This is a genomic window from Luteimonas sp. 22616 (genome assembly GCF_052044325.1).
Lineage (GTDB): Bacteria > Pseudomonadota > Gammaproteobacteria > Xanthomonadales > Xanthomonadaceae > Luteimonas.
Genome location: NZ_JBQEMW010000002.1, coordinates 566,655 through 582,719 on the forward strand (window position 1 = coordinate 566,655; position 16,065 = coordinate 582,719).

At 67.8% G+C, this 16,065-nt stretch carries 16 protein-coding genes; 4 read left to right on the plus strand and 12 right to left on the minus strand.

Annotated features, from left to right (window positions below; all coding sequences use genetic code 11):
* Window position 1: 1 nt before the first annotated feature.
* Window positions 2-745 (plus strand): pyridoxine 5'-phosphate synthase, encoded by a 744-nt coding sequence (locus tag ACTJIL_RS14930; RefSeq protein ID WP_440756400.1) that lies wholly within the window; start codon window positions 2-4, stop codon window positions 743-745.
* A 21-nt stretch (window positions 746-766) separates the two neighbouring features.
* Here ACTJIL_RS14930 and ACTJIL_RS14935 read toward each other — a convergent pair whose 3' ends face one another.
* The 12 genes from ACTJIL_RS14935 to dnaA form a co-directional block, all read right to left on the minus strand.
* Complete coding sequence (locus ACTJIL_RS14935) at window positions 767-1,159, minus strand: ExbD/TolR family protein (protein ID WP_440756401.1); 393 nt, start codon at window positions 1,157-1,159, stop codon at window positions 767-769.
* Window positions 1,160-1,340: 181 nt separating this feature from the next.
* On the minus strand, window positions 1,341-1,754 hold the full coding sequence (locus ACTJIL_RS14940) for an ExbD/TolR family protein (protein WP_440756402.1): 414 nt from the start codon (window positions 1,752-1,754) through the stop codon (window positions 1,341-1,343).
* 12 nt (window positions 1,755-1,766) lie between these two features.
* Window positions 1,767-2,192 (minus strand): ExbD/TolR family protein, encoded by a 426-nt coding sequence (locus ACTJIL_RS14945; RefSeq protein WP_440756403.1) that lies wholly within the window; start codon window positions 2,190-2,192, stop codon window positions 1,767-1,769.
* Window positions 2,193-2,217: 25 nt separating this feature from the next.
* Complete coding sequence (locus ACTJIL_RS14950; RefSeq protein ID WP_440756404.1) at window positions 2,218-2,988, minus strand: MotA/TolQ/ExbB proton channel family protein; 771 nt, start codon at window positions 2,986-2,988, stop codon at window positions 2,218-2,220.
* A 94-nt stretch (window positions 2,989-3,082) separates the two neighbouring features.
* Window positions 3,083-3,757, minus strand: coding sequence for an energy transducer TonB (locus tag ACTJIL_RS14955; RefSeq protein WP_440756405.1), 675 nt, complete (start codon window positions 3,755-3,757; stop codon window positions 3,083-3,085).
* A 142-nt stretch (window positions 3,758-3,899) separates the two neighbouring features.
* Entirely contained in the window at window positions 3,900-5,126 is a 1,227-nt protein-coding gene (locus ACTJIL_RS14960; RefSeq protein WP_440756406.1) for a tetratricopeptide repeat protein, read from the minus strand.
* A 109-nt stretch (window positions 5,127-5,235) separates the two neighbouring features.
* Window positions 5,236-6,045, minus strand: coding sequence for a M48 family metallopeptidase (locus ACTJIL_RS14965; RefSeq protein WP_440756407.1), 810 nt, complete (start codon window positions 6,043-6,045; stop codon window positions 5,236-5,238).
* A gap of 59 nt (window positions 6,046-6,104) precedes the next feature.
* Window positions 6,105-6,926, minus strand: a complete 822-nt coding sequence (locus ACTJIL_RS14970) for a lysostaphin resistance A-like protein (RefSeq protein ID WP_440756408.1) — start codon at window positions 6,924-6,926, stop codon at window positions 6,105-6,107.
* Window positions 6,927-6,940: 14 nt separating this feature from the next.
* A complete protein-coding gene (gene gyrB / locus ACTJIL_RS14975) occupies window positions 6,941-9,388 on the minus strand; it encodes a DNA topoisomerase (ATP-hydrolyzing) subunit B (RefSeq protein ID WP_440756409.1) in 2,448 nt (815 codons plus the stop codon).
* Window positions 9,389-9,506: 118 nt separating this feature from the next.
* Window positions 9,507-10,592, minus strand: coding sequence for a DNA replication/repair protein RecF (recF, locus tag ACTJIL_RS14980; protein WP_440756410.1), 1,086 nt, complete (start codon window positions 10,590-10,592; stop codon window positions 9,507-9,509).
* A gap of 77 nt (window positions 10,593-10,669) precedes the next feature.
* On the minus strand, window positions 10,670-11,770 hold the full coding sequence (dnaN, locus tag ACTJIL_RS14985) for a DNA polymerase III subunit beta (RefSeq protein ID WP_440756411.1): 1,101 nt from the start codon (window positions 11,768-11,770) through the stop codon (window positions 10,670-10,672).
* A gap of 294 nt (window positions 11,771-12,064) precedes the next feature.
* Complete coding sequence (gene dnaA, locus ACTJIL_RS14990; protein ID WP_440756412.1) at window positions 12,065-13,390, minus strand: chromosomal replication initiator protein DnaA; 1,326 nt, start codon at window positions 13,388-13,390, stop codon at window positions 12,065-12,067.
* Between the two features lie 248 nt (window positions 13,391-13,638).
* Between dnaA and rpmH the strand changes: the two genes are divergently transcribed.
* From rpmH to yidC, 3 genes are read left to right on the plus strand one after another with little or no spacing between them, the layout of a single operon-like run.
* The gene (gene rpmH, locus ACTJIL_RS14995; protein WP_013536759.1) at window positions 13,639-13,779 is read left to right on the plus strand and encodes a 50S ribosomal protein L34; all 141 of its coding nucleotides are present in this window, start codon (window positions 13,639-13,641) and stop codon (window positions 13,777-13,779) included.
* Between the two features lie 49 nt (window positions 13,780-13,828).
* Window positions 13,829-14,272: a ribonuclease P protein component gene (rnpA, locus tag ACTJIL_RS15000; protein WP_440756413.1), complete on the plus strand. Its 444-nt coding sequence runs from the start codon at window positions 13,829-13,831 to the stop codon at window positions 14,270-14,272.
* Window positions 14,272-15,978, plus strand: a complete 1,707-nt coding sequence (gene yidC, locus ACTJIL_RS15005; protein WP_440756414.1) for a membrane protein insertase YidC — start codon at window positions 14,272-14,274, stop codon at window positions 15,976-15,978. The genes rnpA and yidC overlap by 1 nt, the downstream gene beginning before the upstream one ends.
* Window positions 15,979-16,065: the final 87 nt, after the last annotated feature.

Here is a 16,065-nt window from a genome sequence, read left to right on the forward strand (position 1 = left end):
CGTGACCGTCCTCAGCGTCAACCTCAACAAGATCGCGGTGCTGCGCAACTCGCGCGGCGGCGACGAGCCCGACCTGCTGCGCGCGGCGCGCACCTGCCTGGACGCCGGCGCACACGGCATCACCGTGCATCCGCGTCCGGATGCACGCCATACCCGCGCCGACGACGTGTACGCACTGGCGGAGCTGACGCGCGAGTACGGGGTCGAGTTCAACCTCGAAGGCAATCCGTTCGCGCCGCCGCGCGCCGGCTATCCCGGCTTCCTCGCGTTGTGCGAGCAGGCACGCCCCGCACAGGCGACGCTGGTGCCGGACGGCGACGCGCAGCTGACCTCCGACCACGGCTTCGATTTCGCGCGCGATGCCCATTCGCTGGCGCCGCTGGTCGCCGCGCTGCGGGCACTGGATTGCCGGGTCAGCCTGTTCGCCGACACCGGCGCCGACGTGGCACGCGCCGCGGCAATCGGCGCCGCGCGCGTGGAGTTGTACACCGGTCCGTATGCGGAAGCCTTCGCCGCGGGATCGGCAACTGCGGCGCTGCCCGCCTACGCCGACACCGCGCGCGCCGCCGCCGCGGCGGGGCTCGGCGTCAACGCCGGGCACGACCTGAGCCAGGCCAACCTCGCCACCTTCCTCGACGCGGTGCCGAACGTGCTGGAGGTGTCGATCGGCCACGCGCTGATCGGCGAAGCCCTGTACGAAGGCCTGGCCGCCACGGTTCGCCGCTACCTCGCCTTGCTGGCCTGAGCGGCCGTCGAGCCTGTCGGCTCAAGGCCGCCGCACGAACCCGATCTCATGCAGGCCCGCGCCGTTGGCCTCGGCCAGCACCTTGGCGAAGGTGTCGTAGTCGCTGTTGCCGTCGGCATCGATCTGCAGCATCGGCGGCGTGTCGCTCGCCTTGCGGACCTCGGCCGCGAACAGCGCCGGCAATGCCTGCAGCGATGTGGCCGCGCCGTTCCAGGTCAGCCCGCCGGCCGCATCGATGCGCAGCAGCACCGGTTCCGGCCGCGGAGGCGGCTCGACGTCCACCGGCCCGGCCTGCGGCAGCTGGAGCGGGATCGGACGCGACAGCACCGGCGCCGCGACCATGAAGATCACCAACAGCACCAGCATGACGTCCACCAGCGGCGTGATGTTGATCTGCGCCTGTTCCCGTTGCATGGATCCGATTGCGAACGCCATGTCGCACCTCCCCTGCCGGCCGTCGTTCAAACGACGCTACGCCCGGCCATGTGAAGGCGGCTGCACGAAACGACTGCACAAAAAAACGCCGCCCGGGAGGGCGGCGTTCAAAGGTAAGCCCGGACCGGCGCGCTGCAGGTGCGCCAGCCCGGTGGAGCGGTTACTTCTTGACGAAGCCGATCTTCTGCATCTGCGCGTTCCTGGCCGTGGCCAGGACCTTGGCGAGGATGCCGTATTCGGCTTCCGCGTTGACGTCGATCTCCAGTGTCGGCTGGTTGTTGACGTCGCGCTGGACCTCGGACTCCATCATGTTGCGCAGCGCCGACATCGGCGTCGGGCTGTCGTTCCAGAAGATGGTGCCGGACTGGTCGATCCGGAGCCGGATCGGCTCCGGCGGATCCTGCGGGTTCTGCGGTGGGGTCGTCGACCGTTGCGGCAGGTCGATGTCGATCGGGTACGACAGCATCGGTGCCGTCATCATGAAGATGATCAGCAGCACCAGCATCACGTCCACCAGGGGCGTGACGTTGATGTTGGCCATGGGGCCGCCACCGGAATCGGATGCAAATGCCATGGTGCCGTGTCCTCAGTGGTTCTGTTCTTTGGTCGCCACGAAGCCGACCTTGCGGATGCCCTGCGCCTGGGCGGTGTTGACCACGTCCTGGACTGCCCGGTACTTGGTGGTCTTGTCGCCGCGGATGTTGATCGCAGGCTGCGGCGTCTTCTGTGCCTCGACCGCAAGCTGGCTTTCGAGCACGGCCGGGGTCACCAGCTGGTCGTTCCAGTAGACCTGGCCGGCGTCGGTAATCGCCAGGGTGATCGGCTGCACCTTGTTCGGGCCATCTTCGATGGTGTCGAGGTTGGCCTGCGGCAGCTCCACCTTGATCTTGTGCGACATCAGCGGCGCCGTGATCATGAAGATGATCAGCAGCACCAACATCACGTCCACGAGGGGCGTGACGTTGATCTCGGACATCGGTGCGCCAGCGTCATCGCCAGTACTGAAGGCCATGGTCGAACTCCGTCAGTTCAGTGGATCAGCGCTTGGTCTGGTTCAACTCGCCAACGCGTGCGCCGGTGGCGAAGAAGTCGTGCAGATCGTGCGCGAAGGTGTCGAACTTGTTGTTCGTGACGCGGTTCAGGCGCACGAAGAAGTTGTAGCCGAGCACCGCCGGGATCGCGACGAACAGGCCGACCGCGGTCATGATCAGCGCCTCGCCCACCGGGCCGGCCACTGCGTCGATCGAGGCCTGGCCGCCGGCACCGAGCCGGATCAGCGCGCCGTAGATGCCCCACACGGTACCGAGCAGGCCGACGAACGGCGCGGTCGAACCGACGGTAGCCAGCACGGTCAGGCCGCTTTCGAGCTTCATCGACTCGCGGGTCACGCCCTGGCGCAGCGCGCGATCAACGAACTCGGACCGGTTCAGCGACTCGACCAGGCGCGAGCCTTCGCTCTGCTGGTGGTGTGCTGCGGCCTGGGCGGCGTCGAGCGCGATCTTGGAGAACGGCTCGCTGCGCGGCTGTTCTTCCATGTAGCGGATCGCGTCCTGCGCGTTGGTCGTTTCCCAGAAGGTGGCGGTCACCGAGTCGCCGCGACGGCGCAGGCTCACGTTCTTCAGGAAGTTGACGACGATCCAGTAGATCGACATCACGGACATCAGGATCAGGGTGAGCGCCACCACCCATTGGACCGCCATCGGCCCGGGGTTGGTGACCATTTCGTTGATCAGATGGTCGACACCCATCTGGGAGAGAGCAGCGGCGGCGTCGCCTCCGGGGGCGGCGGTGGTGGTTTCCTGCAGCATGACGCTTACCTTTGGATGTTGTGGTTTGGAGTTTGGTTGGATCGGTGGGACGGGTATAGCGAATGGAAGCGGATGTCGGGTGCTGACCGGGTGGTCAGCCGCCGAGGTTGAAGTCGACGGGGACGCGGACCCGGCCTGCGGCCTTCTGCCCGTTCACCATCGACGGGTTGAAGCGCCACTTCTTGGCGGCCGCGATCGCGGCGCGGTCGAGGTCGCGGTTGCGGCTGGACTTCTCCACCGACACATCGATCACGTTGCCGTTGGCATCGACGTCGATGATCAGGATCACCGTGCCCTCGATGCCGGAACGCGCAGCGGCGGGCGGGTACTTCGGCGGGTTCATGTTCTTCGACGAGATGTCGACGCTGGCACCGATATCCGCGATCTGCGCGGGCGGTGCAGGCGGTGCAGGCGGCGGCGCCTGCGTGTCCATCGGCGACGGCTCGTCGAACACCACCGGCGGCTCTTCCGGCGGCGGCGGCAACGGCGTGGGCTGCGGCGGCGCCAGCTGCTTGATCTCCTGCGGCTTGGGCGGTTCCGGCGGCGGCGGCGGCGGCGGTGGCGGCGGCGGCGGCGGCTCGATGATGACCACGCGGGTCACCTCTTCCTCGTCCTGCGCCCCACCGGGAGGGGTCACCGGCGCCAGCATCAGCAGCAGTGCCGCGACGTGGACCGCGATCGCCAGGGTGATACCGGCGATGCGCGGCCAGTTCAGGCCGTCGTCATCCTCGCGGTCGTGCTTGTGGTGGATCGGCAACTGTTCCGTCATGCGCAGCGGGCTCAAAATAGGGCCGGACGCCGCAGCGCCCCGGGTGTTGTTGGTCCGTGGCTTTTTCGGCCGCGGGAACTTCCAAGCTTATACCAATCAAGGCGGTCGATACCAACAACTCCCACCTTGGTCGAATGGATCATCAGCCCTTCTGGGCAAGAATCTTGCGGGCTTCCTCGGGCTTCTTTACGCCCTTGTCGAGTGCCTTCTGCGCGGCCTGCTTGGCCTCGCCCAGCCGGTCCTCGCCCCACAGGATCCGGGCCAGGTTCAGGTAGGCCTCTCCATCCGGCGCCAGCGGGGCGGCCTTCTGATAGTTCTCGATCGCAAGCGCGGGCTGGTCGGTGAAGTAATAGGCCTGGCCCAGCGCCAGGTAGGTCTGGTAGTCGGGCTTGATCACGCCCTTGTCCAGGCCGTCCTTGATCACGGCGATGCCTTCCTTCTCGCGGCCCTCGGTGTTGAGGTACATCGCATAAAGGTTGCGGTAGTCGCGGTCCTCGGTGAGCTGGCCCTTGGCGCGCATCTTCTCGAGCAGCGCGATGGCCTTGTCGTTCTGTTCGGCCTGCATGTAGATCGAGGCCAGGTTCATCTGCAGCTTCTTGTCGTCGGGGTTCTTGGCCAGCGCGGCTTCGGCGATCTCCGCTGCCTTGGCGGGCTGGTCGCTGTCGAAGTACGACGCCATCAGCAGTTGCTGCCATTCGGGCTTGGCTTCGGCGCCGGCGGTATCGATCGCCTGCTGCAGGGCGGTGATCGCCTCCGGATAGCGCTCCAGCCGGTACAGCGCATTGCCCTTGATCGCCAGCACGTCGGGGCTGGTGGTCTTGGTCTCGGCGATCAGCTTGTCGACCGTCGCCAGGCCCTTGGCGTCGTCGTCGCCCTGCATCTGCAGCTGGCCGAGCATCAGCATCGAGTCGTAGTGCTCGTTGTTGCTCAGGCCGTTGAAGTCCAGCGCCTTCTGCAGGTAGGCCATCGCCTTGGCGTCGTCCTCGCCGATCAGGCTGGCGGCGGCCAGGCGCGCGGAGATGGCGCGCTCATAGGCGTTGGCCTTGTCGTTGGCGATCATCTCGTCGGCGAGCGGGACGACCTTGGCCACATCGTTCTCGCCGTAGGCGTCGAAGATCTTCTTGAGCTTCGAGCTCAGCTTGGCCGACGCCTTGGCCTCGGGCTCTTCGCGGGTGGCGTTTGGATACTTGGCCTCGACCTTGGCGGTCGATTCCTTGTCCTGCTGCTCCTTGTCCGCCTTGCGTCCCTTGCGCCCGGAATTGAACGCATCGGATGCGGATTGCGCGAAGGTCTCGGTCGCGGCGCCGGTCAGGAACAGCGCGAGCACGGCGGCGCTCAGGGCGTGGCGGACGGGGAAGGTCTTCGACATGGGGATCACCTGACGTTCGTTGCAAGAGGGGACGGCACGCAGCCGCAGCCGGGGTGCGAAAGCTAGCAGAAACCGCTTACAGGCGCGCTATTTCGGATTAACGAAAACTTCAGCCGCAGCGTGGTGCGCGGCCATCGGCACGTGCCTGCTGGTAGCGCGGCAACAGGCCGTTGGCACGTGCCTGTAGTTCGCCGATGCGGGCCGAAGGGTCGGGGTGGGTCGACAGCCACTGCGGCGGGCGATTGCCGCCGGCACCGATCATGTTCTGCCACAAATTCACCGCCTGGCGCGGGTCGAAACCGGCCTTGGCCATCAGGTCCTGGCCGACGACGTCGGCCTCGGTCTCCTGCGCGCGCGAATTGGGCAGCAAGAAGAATCCCTGCGCGGCGATGCTGCCCAGCTGGGTGGTGGCATTGGCCGCGTTTTCGCCATAGCCGGCGCCGGCCAGGCTGCCGGCCACGCCCAGAGCGCCCTGCGCCATCAGCTGCCGGGTGATGCGCTCGTCGTGGTGGTGCGCGATCACGTGGCCGATCTCGTGGCCGATCACCGCCGCCAGCTGGTCCTGGTTCTTCGCCACCTTGAAGATGCCGGTATAGACGCCGACCTTGCCGCCCGGCAGCGCAAACGCGTTGGGCTCGTCGTTGACGAACACCGCGGCGTCCCAGGCCGTGCCCTGCCCGCTGCCGGCCGGCAGCTCCCGGGTCAGCGCGTTGACCACGCAACGCACGTACGCAAGCTGGCGCGCGTCCTTGCTCTGCGGGGTCTTGGCCTTGGTTTCGGCGAACGCCTGCGCGCCCATCTGGTTGAGCTGGTCCTGCGAGACCGCGCCGACGTACTGGGTGCGGCCGGTCGGCGACGTGGTGGTCGCACAGGCGGCGACGGCGGCCGCGACGGCAAGGCCGAGCAGGGGCTTCTTCATGACGGGACGTTCCTTGGCATCGAATCGGTCGTTGTAGTCGAGTGTGGATCAACGGCCCGTCAATGCACACCCGACAGCAGCAGCGCGCTGGCGATCAGGTTGTTGACGGCATGGGCGCCAATCGCGGCCCACAGGGTCCCGGTCCTGCGATAGACCCAGGCGAACAGCGCGCCCATCGCCGCGTAGCAGGTCCATAGCAGCGTCCCGGCCAGCAGCCCGTTGCCGCCGGTGCCCGGCAGCTCGTGCATGCACGCGAACGCCGCGCTGCTCAGCACCAGGCCCAGCAGCGGCCGGCCGGCGGCCCAGAGGCGGCCGAACAGCACGCGCCGGAACAGCAGTTCTTCGTAGACGGGCGCCAGCAGCACGACGAACAGCAGCAGCCAGGCCGGATGCTGGGCACCCACCGCCTCGATCAGCGGCTGGTTGGTCGGGACCTGCTCGATGCCGGCCTGCTGGCCCAGGGTGGTGGCCACCGCGCTGAAGGCGAAAGCCGCAAGGCCGGCCAATGCGGCCCAGCCCCAGGTCGAAAGCCGCCGTGCGGCGGCGTGCGAGGCCATGCGCTCGCCGATGGCGGCGCGGCGGCGCCAGAAATACAGCAGCAGCGCCGCAACCGCGGTGGCCACGACGCTGATGACGACCAGGGCCATGCCCTGCGGTTCCCCGATTTGCGCCGCGAGCTGTCGTGGATCGCCCGCCGCTCCGCCGTCGAGGCCCAGCTGCATGCCCCGGACCATGGCCCAGGCCACGACCCCCGCGATGGAGAGGCCGAATACCAGCCCCGTGGCCAGCGCCAGGTCGACCGCGAACGCGGCCAGCGACTGCCGCCACGGCTGCGCCGGCAACGGCGGCGGCGCAGTGATGCTGTCGGCGCGAACCTCCAAGCGTCAGGCGACCGTCAGACGTCGAGGTTGGAGACCTTCAGCGCGTTGTCCTCGATGAACTCGCGGCGCGGTTCGACGACATCGCCCATCAGGGTCGAGAAGATCTGGTCGGCGGCCACCGCGTCCTCGATCCGCACCTGCAGCAGGCGGCGCGTGTCCGGATTGACCGTGGTGTCCCACAGCTGCTCGGGATTCATTTCACCCAGGCCCTTGAAGCGCTGGATCTGGCGGCCCTTCTTGGCCTCGTCGAGCAGCCAGGCCTGCGCCTCGGCGAAGCTGGCGATCGGCTGCGCGCGGTTGCCGCGGACGATCTGCGCGCCATCGCGGATCAGGCCGTGCAGCAGCGCGGCGGTGTCGCGCAACGGGCGCAGGTCGCCGCTCTCGAACGCCGAGAACGGCAGCACCTGGATCAACTCCTCGCCCATGTGCTTGCGCTTGACCAGCAGCGCGCCCGGGCGCGTTTCGTCCGCCGCCTGCAGTTCCAGCGAGTAGCGCGGCTTCCCCAGCCCGCTGCGGTTGAGGCGCTTTTCCAGCGCGTCGAGTTCGTGGCGCTCGTCGGTGTTCTGCGCCAGGTGTTCGGCGTCGAGCGGGGTGAAGTCGATCAGCGACTCGAGCACCAGCGGGTCAAAGCGGTGCGCGTTGCGGGCGATGGCGTCGCGCGCGCCGGCATAGGCCAGCAGCAGCTTTTCCAGCGCCGCGCCCTCGATCGCCGGCTCGTCCTGCGCCGGGATCAGCGACGCGCCTTCGACCGCGTTGCTGGCCAGGTAGGCGTTGAGCGCCGCGTCGTCCTTCAGGTACAGCTCGGTCTTGCCCTGCTTGATCTTGTACAGCGGCGGCAGGCCGATGTAGATGTAGCCGCGCTCGATCAGCTCCGGCATCTGCCGGTAGAAGAACGTCAGCAGCAGGGTGCGGATGTGCGCGCCGTCGACGTCGGCGTCGGTCATGATGATGATGCGGTGGTAACGCAGCTTGTCCGGATTGTACTCGTCGCGGCCGATGCCGGTGCCCAGCGCGGTGATCAGGGTGCCGACCTGGTCCGAGGACAGCATGCGGTCGAAGCGCGCGCGCTCGACGTTAAGGATCTTGCCCCTCAAAGGCAGCACCGCCTGGTTCTTGCGGTTGCGGCCCTGCTTGGCCGAACCGCCGGCAGAGTCGCCCTCGACGATGAACAGTTCCGACAGCGCCGGGTCCTTTTCCTGGCAGTCGGCGAGCTTGCCGGGCAGCCCGGCGATGTCCAGCGCGCCCTTGCGGCGGGTCAGGTCGCGGGCCTTGCGCGCGGCCTCGCGGGCGCGGGCGGAGTCGACGATCTTGCCGGCGATCGCACGGGCTTCATTGGGGTTTTCCTGCAGGAACTCCTCCAAACGTGCGCCGAACGTGTGCTCAACGACCGGTCTCACCTCCGATGAGACCAGCTTCTCCTTGGTCTGCGAGGAGAAGCTCGGATCCGGCACCTTGACGCTGAGCACCGCGATCATGCCCTCGCGCATGTCGTCGCCGGACAGGTTGACCTTGGCCTGCTTGGCGATCCCGTTCTGCTCGATGTAGTTGGTCAGCGTGCGCGTGAGCGCGGCGCGGAACCCGATCAGGTGGGTGCCGCCGTCCTTCTGCGGAATGTTGTTGGTGAAGCAGAACATCGCTTCCTGGTAGGAATCGGTCCACTGCAACGCCACGTCCACGGTGATGCCGGCTTCCTCGCCGCTGACCGAAATCACGTTGGGGTGCAGCGGGGTCTTGAGCTGCGCCAGGTGCTCGACGAACGAAGCGATGCCGCCCTGGTACTGGAACACGTCGCGGCGCCCTTCCCCGCGCTCGTCGACCAGGGTGATCTTCACCCCCGAATTGAGGAACGACAGCTCGCGCAGGCGCCGGGCCAGGATGTCGTAATGGAATTCGACGTCGCTGAACGTCACCGTCGCCGGCCAGAACCGCACCAGGGTGCCGCGCTTGTCCGAGGCCTCGAGCGCGGCCAGCGGCGCGACCGGCTCGCCCATCGCGTAGGTCTGCTGGTGGTGGAAGCCGTTGCGCCAGATGTCGAGGGTGAGCTTCTCGCTCAGCGCGTTGACCACCGACACGCCGACACCGTGCAGGCCGCCGGAGACTTTGTAGCTGTTGTCGTCGAACTTACCGCCGGCGTGCAGCTGGGTCATGATGACCTGCGCCGCCGAGACGCCCTCTTCCTTGTGGATGTCGACCGGGATGCCGCGGCCGTTGTCGGACACCGATACCGAACCGTCCTCGTGGATGGTCACGGTGACGTCGTCGGCGTGGCCGGCCAGGGCCTCGTCGATCGAGTTGTCGACCACCTCGAACACCATGTGGTGCAGGCCAGTGCCGTCGTGGACGTCGCCGATGTACATGCCCGGGCGCTTGCGCACCGCTTCCAGGCCGCGCAGCACGGTGATCCGGCTGGAATCGTAGACGTTGTTCTGGCCCTGCTCGGCGCCCAGGTTGGATTCGGTCATTCGGCTCAAGACTCCCGCGGCGGCGGCGTTGGCCGGCACCGAGACACATTAGCTATGGATGCTCGAATTATAGCAATTCGCGGGGTTCGACGCCGTTTCTGCTGCCTGCGCGAAGCGCTCAGGCGGGGCCGACCCGGCCTTGTTCCACGTGGAACAAGGCGTATTCATGCTCGCGCAGCGCGTCTTCGGCCGGGAGTTCGGTGCCGGTGACGAAGACCTGGGCATTGCCGGCCGCCAGCCGCGCCAGGATCCGCCGCTGGTGGCCGCGATCGAGTTCCGAGGCCAGGTCGTCGAGCAGCACCACCGGCCACTCGCCCCGCACGCCGGCGTAATGCTCGGCCTGGGCGAGGACGCAGGTCAGCGCGGTGAGCTTGGCCTGGCCGCGGGAGAGGGTCTCGCCATTGGGTAGGGCGGCGTGCCGGATTCGCCAATCCGCGCGGTGCGGGCCGACCGAGGTGAAGCCGGCCTGCAGGTCGCGATCGCGTGCCAGCAGCAGCGCGTCTGCGAGCGGAAGCTCGTCGCGGCGCCACCCGGGCTGGAACTCGATGCTGGCGGAGCCGAGCATCGGTGCGAGTTCGCCGGAAATGGCGCCCAGCGGCGCCTGCAGCTGGGCCAGGTAGGACTCGCGCAGGCGCGTCATCGGCTCGCCGGCCTCGGCCAGTTCGTGGTCCCAGGCGTCGAGCTGGTCGTCGCGGACGCGCTGCTTGAGGAGGCTGTTGCGCTGCTTGAGCGCGCGCGCATAGCGGCGCCACAGGGGCAGGAAGTCGTGTTCCACGTGGAACAGCCCCCAATCGACGTAGCGGCGCCGCGGCTCGCCGCCGCCGCTGACCAGGGCATGGCTGCCCGGCTCGAAACTGACCACCGCCAGCGCCGCGCACAGGTCGCCGAGATAGGCGACCTGTTGTCCGTCGAGGCGACCCTCCCAGGCCTGCCCGCCGTGCCGCAGGCCCGCCTTCCGGCGGCGCGTTCCGGCTTCTTCCTCCCATTCGACATAGACCTCGAGCGCCGGCGCGCCGCTGGCCACCAGCCCGTCACGCACCCGGCCGCGGAAACTGCGCCCGTAGGCCAGCAGGTGGACCGCTTCGAGCACGCTGGTCTTGCCGGCGCCGTTGCCGCCGACGAGCAGGTTCAGGCCGCGACCGGGCGCAAGCGCCACCTCGGCCAGGCTGCGCAGCCGCCGGATTTCAAGCCGCGACAGGCGCATGCAGGGTCAACCCGCGCAGAACAAAACGCCCGGAGCGGGCCGGGCGTCGTTGTTCCACGTGAAACAAACCGGATGGCTCACAGCCGCAGCGGCATCACGACGTGGCGGCAGCGGTCGTTGGAGGCCTCGCGCACCAGCGCCGAGGAATTGGCGTCGCGCAGGGCGATCACCACGTGTTCGTCGCGCAGGGCGCTGAGCGCGTCGAGCAGGTAGTTGACGTTGAAGCCGACCGCCAGGTCGTCGACCTTGGTATCGGCCTCGACTTCTTCCTGTGCCTCTTCCTGCTCGGGGTTGTGGGCGTTGATCTTCAGCTGGCCGGGGGAGACCTCCAGGCGCACGCCGCGATACTTCTCGTTCGACAGGATCGCCGCGCGCTGCAGGGCCGCACGCAGGACTTCGCGGTCGATGCGGACCTCGCGGTCGGCACCGATCGGGATCACCGCCGCGTAATCGGGGAAGCGGCCGTCGATCAGCTTGCTGGTGAAGGTGACATCGTCGCGCTTGACCCGGATGTGGTTCCGGCCCATCTCCAGCTCGAGCGTGCGGTCGCCGCCCTCGAGCAAGCGCTGCAGTTCCTGCACGCCCTTGCGCGGGACGATGATCTGACGCTTGGTCTGCACGTCCGCTTCCAGCGTGGTCTCGCACAACGCCAGGCGATGGCCGTCGGTGGCCACGCAGCGCAGGCGGCGGTCGCCGAGGTCGAACAACAGGCCGTTGAGGTAATAGCGCACGTCCTGCTGCGCCATCGCGAACGCGGTGCGCTCGATCAGCTCCTTGAGCGCGGCTTCCGGCACGCTGACGCGTTCGGTCGCCTCGACCTCGTCCACCGACGGGAAGTCGTTGGCCGACAGGCTGGCCAGGGTGAAGCGGCTGCGGCCGGCTTGCACGGTGACCTTGTCGCCGGTCTGCGAGACCGAAACCTTGCTGCCGTCGGGCAGGGCACGGACGATGTCGAACAGCTTGCGTGCCGGGATCGTGGTCTCGCCGTCCTGGGCGTCATCGACGGCGCTGCGGGCGATCATCTCGACTTCGAGGTCGGTGCCGGTCAGCGACAGTTGCCCGTCCTTGACCTGGACCAGCAGGTTGGCCAGCACGGGCAGGGTCTGGCGCCGTTCGACGACGTTGACCACCTGGCCCAGCGGCTTCAGGAACACTTCGCGCTGCAGACTGAAACGCATGCTGTTTGTTTCCCCTATGCCCTTGCTCTAAGAATGGGATAAATACAAAAGCTGGTGGTGTTGGAGTCGCGGAAATCTGGTTGTAACACAGGTAACACTTTGAATTTAATGGATTTTACAGGCTCGTGACCCCGTAGATAACCGCCGGACCACATTGGGGCAATCTGTGGATAACTTTTGGCCCCAATCTTCGCCCCCGGGTTGTCCACAAGTTTTCCACGTTTCATCCACCGCCCTGGCCGATCCACACCTGCCGTCGTTCGCCGCGATCTTCCGGACGGACCGTGGCCTGGTTCACTCGCTGAGCTTGCGGATCAGCTTGTCCCAGTCCTCGTGGAGCTTGCCGTCGGTGCCGAGCAGGCCGCGGATCTGGCGGCATGCGTGCAGCACCGTGGTGTGGTCGCGCCCGGCGAAGGCGTCGCCGATCTCGGGCAGGCTGTGCTCGGTCAGCTCCTTCGCCAGCGCCATCGCCACCTGGCGGGGGCGGGCCAGCGAACGGGTCCGGCGTTTCGACAGCAAATCCTTGATCTGCAACCCGTAGTAGTCTGCCACGGTCTTCTGGATATTGGCGATGCTGATCGCCTGCTGCTGCGCCCGGAGCAGGTCGCGCAAGGTCTCCTGGGCGAACTCCTGGGTGATCGCGCGGCCGGTGAAGTTGGCGCGCGCCGCCAGCGTGTTGAGTGCACCTTCGAGGTCGCGCACGTTCGAGCGCATCTTCTTGGCGATCAGGAAGGCGACGTCCTCGGGGATGTTGGCGCCGCGCTCGCGCGCCTTCGACAGCACGATCTGGGCGCGGGTCTCGAAGTCGGGCGGGTCGATCGGCACGCTCAGGCCCGAGGCCAGGCGCGACTTGAGCCGCGGCTCGAGGCCTTCGACTTCGCGCGGGAAACGGTCGCAGGTCATGATGATCTGCTGCTTGCCGTCGAACAGCGCGTTGAAGGTGTGGAAAAACTCTTCCTGGGTGCGGTCCTTGCCGGCGAAGAACTGGATGTCGTCGATCAGCAGCGCGTCGACCTGCTGGAACTGGCGCTTGAAGCCGTCCATCGCCTTGTCCTGCAGCGCCTTCATCATCGCGCTGAAGAACTGCTCGCTGCGCACGTACAGCACGCGCATGCCCGGGTTGTGGCGGCGCATCTCGTTGCCGGCGGCGAACATCAGGTGGGTCTTGCCCAGGCCGGTGCCGCCGTACAGCAGCAGCGGGTTGTGGGCGCGATTGCCGGGATCCTGCGCCGCATGCCAGGCCGCGGCGCGGCCAAGCTGGTTGCTGCGGCCCTCGACGAAGTTGTCGAAGGTGTAGTGGCTGTCGAGGTTGCCGGCGAAGGCGACCGCCTCGTGCGCGCTGCGCGCCGGGAATGCCATCGGCGCGGCCCGCTCGGTGGCGATCCGTGGCAGCGAGCCGATTTCCAGGGTGACTTCCTCGTTGCCGGCGAAGTGGCCGAGCAGCTCGCGGATCCGGCCCAGGTAGCGCGTGCGGACCTCGTCGCGGACGAAGGCGTTGGGCGCGTACAGCACGGTGGCGTCGTCGCGCCAGGTCGCCTGCAGCGGCTTCAGCCAGGCATGGACGTCCTCGGCGGGAAACTCGGCTTCAAGGCGTTCAAGGCAACGGGGCCAGGCATCCATACGTTCGGTTCTGCGCAATGACAGCGCCGCGTCGTGCGTCCGGATCGGGCGCGCAACGGTCGCGGCAGCAAGGGGACAGGCAGACTACCACCGCACCCGGGCAGGCGCACGACCGCACCGCGGCCACTGCGCCGGGGCCGCGCCAGGGCGGCCGGACGCCTGGCCCGGGCCGATCCGGCTTGACCGGCCAAATCCAGGCACAGTAAAATCGCCGGTTCTTTCCGACGCGTATTCGCTCGAGTCCCGCCATGGCCACCAAGCGCACCTACCAACCCAGCAACCTCAAGCGCAAGCGCGACCACGGCTTCCGTGCCCGCATGAAGACCGCCGACGGCCGCAAGATCCTGGCCCGTCGCCGCGCCAAGGGTCGCAAGCGCCTGACGGCCTGAGGCCGTTTCGCTCCGGCCGGCCAACGGCCGCGATTGCATCGCTTTGCCCATGACTGCCCGCTTCCCGCGCCACGTGCGGGTACGCGCACGCGCCGAGTTCGACCGCGCCTTCCAGCAGGGCCGGCGCACCGCATCGCCCCTGTTTTCCCTGCATTTCGTCGCCGGTCCGCCGCCGGCGCGGCTGGGCCTGGCCGTTTCGCGCAAGGTCGATCCGCACGCGGTCGGCCGCAACCGCATCAAGCGCGTCCTGCGCGATGTCTTCCGCCAGCTGCGGCCGCAATTGCCTGACGGCGACTATGTCGTGGTCGCGCGCAAGGCCGCGGCGCAGAGCCAGAACGCGGCCCTGCGCGAAGGCTTGCTGAGCCTGCTGCAGCGCGCCGGCGCATTGCCGCAGGCTGGCGCGGACGGCACAATCCCCCCCGCGGCGCCCGCTGCCCCTCCTTCCCATCCCGCGTCGGACGATCGACCCGACGGCTCGAGCCTGCCTGCCTGATGAACCAGACCCGTACGTTCCTGATTTTCGCCTGGCTGATGGTGGCGGTGCTGCTGTGGATGGAGTGGGGCAAGGACAAGAATCCAGCGCCCGCGGCGGCCGAGACCACGCAGCAGGCGCTGCCCAGTGCCGGCGCGCTGCCGGGCATGGCGCCGGGTGATACCGCTGCCGCGATCCCCAGCGCGAAACCGGCCGGCACCGGCAACGCCGCCGTGGCTGCGGTCGTGGCCGCGCCGATCGCCGACGACCATCGGGTCACGATCACCACAGACGTGCTGACGCTGTCGCTCGACGGCGGCAACGTGTTCGACGCGCAGCTGCTGCAGTATCCGCAGGCCCGGACCGAGGGCAGCCCGCCGGTCAAGCTGCTCGATGACGACCCGGCGCATTACTACGTCGCCAAGAGTGGCTGGGTCGGGCAGGGTGGAGCGACCGTGCCGGCGCTGGTGCCGGAGGCACCGCAGCAGCGCGAGATCACGCTGGCCAGCGGCCAGCCGACGGTGCAGGTCAGCTTCGTTTCGCCGCCCGACGCGGCGGTGCGCATCCGTCGCACCTATACCCTGTCGCGCGGCAGCTACGCGATCGCGGTGCATGACGAGGTCGTCAACGAGTCCGGCAAGCCGTGGCAGGGCTACATCTACCGCCAGCTGGCGCGGATCCCGCCCGAGAAGAAGAGCGGCATGACCGATCCGGCGTCGTACAGCTTCGCTGGCGCCAAGTGGTTCAGCGCCGCCGACGGTTATGACGGACGCAAGTTCAACGACTTCGTCGAGGACGGCCCGCTCGACATCACCGTCACCGGCGGCTGGATCGCGCTGCTGCAGCACCACTTCTTCACCGCCTGGATCCCGCAGAAGGACCAGGCCGCGCGCTTCGGCCTGACCACGGCCGGCGCGGTCGACGGCATCCATGCGATGGGGCCGTCGTTCTCGCTCGCGCCGGGCGAGAAGGCGGTCAGCGACGCGCGCCTGTGGGTCGGCCCGAAGCTGGTTTCGCAGCTGGCCGCGCAGGACGTCAAGGGCCTGGAGCGTGCGGTTGATTACAGCCGCTTCAAGGTCTTCGCGGTGCTCGGGCAGGGCCTGTTCTGGGTGCTGGCCAAGCTGCACGCGCTGTTCGGCAACTGGGGCTGGGCGATCGTCGCGCTGGTCTGCATGCTCAAGCTGGTGCTGTTCCCGCTGTCGGCGGCGCAGTACAAGTCGACCGCCAAGATGCGCCGCTTCCAGCCGCGCATCGCGCAGCTCAAGGAGCGCTACGGCGACGACAAGCAGAAGTTCCAGATGGCGATGATGGAGCTTTACAAGAAGGAGAAGATCAATCCTGTCGGCGGCTGCCTGCCGGTGCTGCCGCAGATGATCATCTTCATGGCGCTGTACTGGATGCTGATGGAATCGGTGGAGCTGCGCCAGGCGCCGTGGACGCTGTGGATCCAGGACCTCACCGCGCGCGACCCGTACTTCATCCTGCCGGTGCTCAACATCGCGATCATGTGGGCCACGCAGAAGCTCACGCCGATGAGCGGCATGGATCCGATGCAGCAGAAGATGATGCAGACGATGCCGATCATCTTCGGCGTAGTCCTGGCCTTCCTGCCTGCCGGCCTGGTGCTGTACCAGGTGGCCAACGGCGGCCTGGGCCTGCTGCAGCAGTGGGTGATCACCAGGAAGTACGCCGAGCCGCCGCCGAAGCCGCTGGTGGAGAAAAGCTGATCAAGGCAGGCTGATCCACGCAGGTGGGTCCGGCAAGTTGATTCCGCAGGCCCGCCGCAAGGCGGGTCTTGCGCATCCGGGGTCCGC

Excerpts from the sequence above, each read along its gene's own strand:
- ACTJIL_RS14935 (WP_440756401.1), bottom strand. The coding sequence starts at position 1,159 with ATGCAACGGGAACAGGCGCAGATCAACATCACGCCGCTGGTGGACGTC.
- ACTJIL_RS14940 (WP_440756402.1), bottom strand. The coding sequence starts at position 1,754 with ATGGCATTTGCATCCGATTCCGGTGGCGGCCCCATGGCCAACATCAAC.
- ACTJIL_RS14945 (WP_440756403.1), bottom strand. The coding sequence starts at position 2,192 with ATGGCCTTCAGTACTGGCGATGACGCTGGCGCACCGATGTCCGAGATC.
- ACTJIL_RS14950 (WP_440756404.1), bottom strand. The coding sequence starts at position 2,988 with ATGCTGCAGGAAACCACCACCGCCGCCCCCGGAGGCGACGCCGCCGCT.
- ACTJIL_RS14955 (WP_440756405.1), bottom strand. The coding sequence starts at position 3,757 with ATGACGGAACAGTTGCCGATCCACCACAAGCACGACCGCGAGGATGAC.
- ACTJIL_RS14960 (WP_440756406.1), bottom strand. The coding sequence starts at position 5,126 with ATGTCGAAGACCTTCCCCGTCCGCCACGCCCTGAGCGCCGCCGTGCTC.
- ACTJIL_RS14965 (WP_440756407.1), bottom strand. The coding sequence starts at position 6,045 with ATGAAGAAGCCCCTGCTCGGCCTTGCCGTCGCGGCCGCCGTCGCCGCC.
- gyrB (WP_440756409.1), bottom strand. The coding sequence starts at position 9,388 with ATGACCGAATCCAACCTGGGCGCCGAGCAGGGCCAGAACAACGTCTAC.
- recF (WP_440756410.1), bottom strand. The coding sequence starts at position 10,592 with ATGCGCCTGTCGCGGCTTGAAATCCGGCGGCTGCGCAGCCTGGCCGAG.
- dnaN (WP_440756411.1), bottom strand. The coding sequence starts at position 11,770 with ATGCGTTTCAGTCTGCAGCGCGAAGTGTTCCTGAAGCCGCTGGGCCAG.
- dnaA (WP_440756412.1), bottom strand. The coding sequence starts at position 13,390 with ATGGATGCCTGGCCCCGTTGCCTTGAACGCCTTGAAGCCGAGTTTCCC.
- rpmH (WP_013536759.1), top strand. The coding sequence starts at position 13,639 with ATGGCCACCAAGCGCACCTACCAACCCAGCAACCTCAAGCGCAAGCGC.
- rnpA (WP_440756413.1), top strand. The coding sequence starts at position 13,829 with ATGACTGCCCGCTTCCCGCGCCACGTGCGGGTACGCGCACGCGCCGAG.
- yidC (WP_440756414.1), top strand. The coding sequence starts at position 14,272 with ATGAACCAGACCCGTACGTTCCTGATTTTCGCCTGGCTGATGGTGGCG.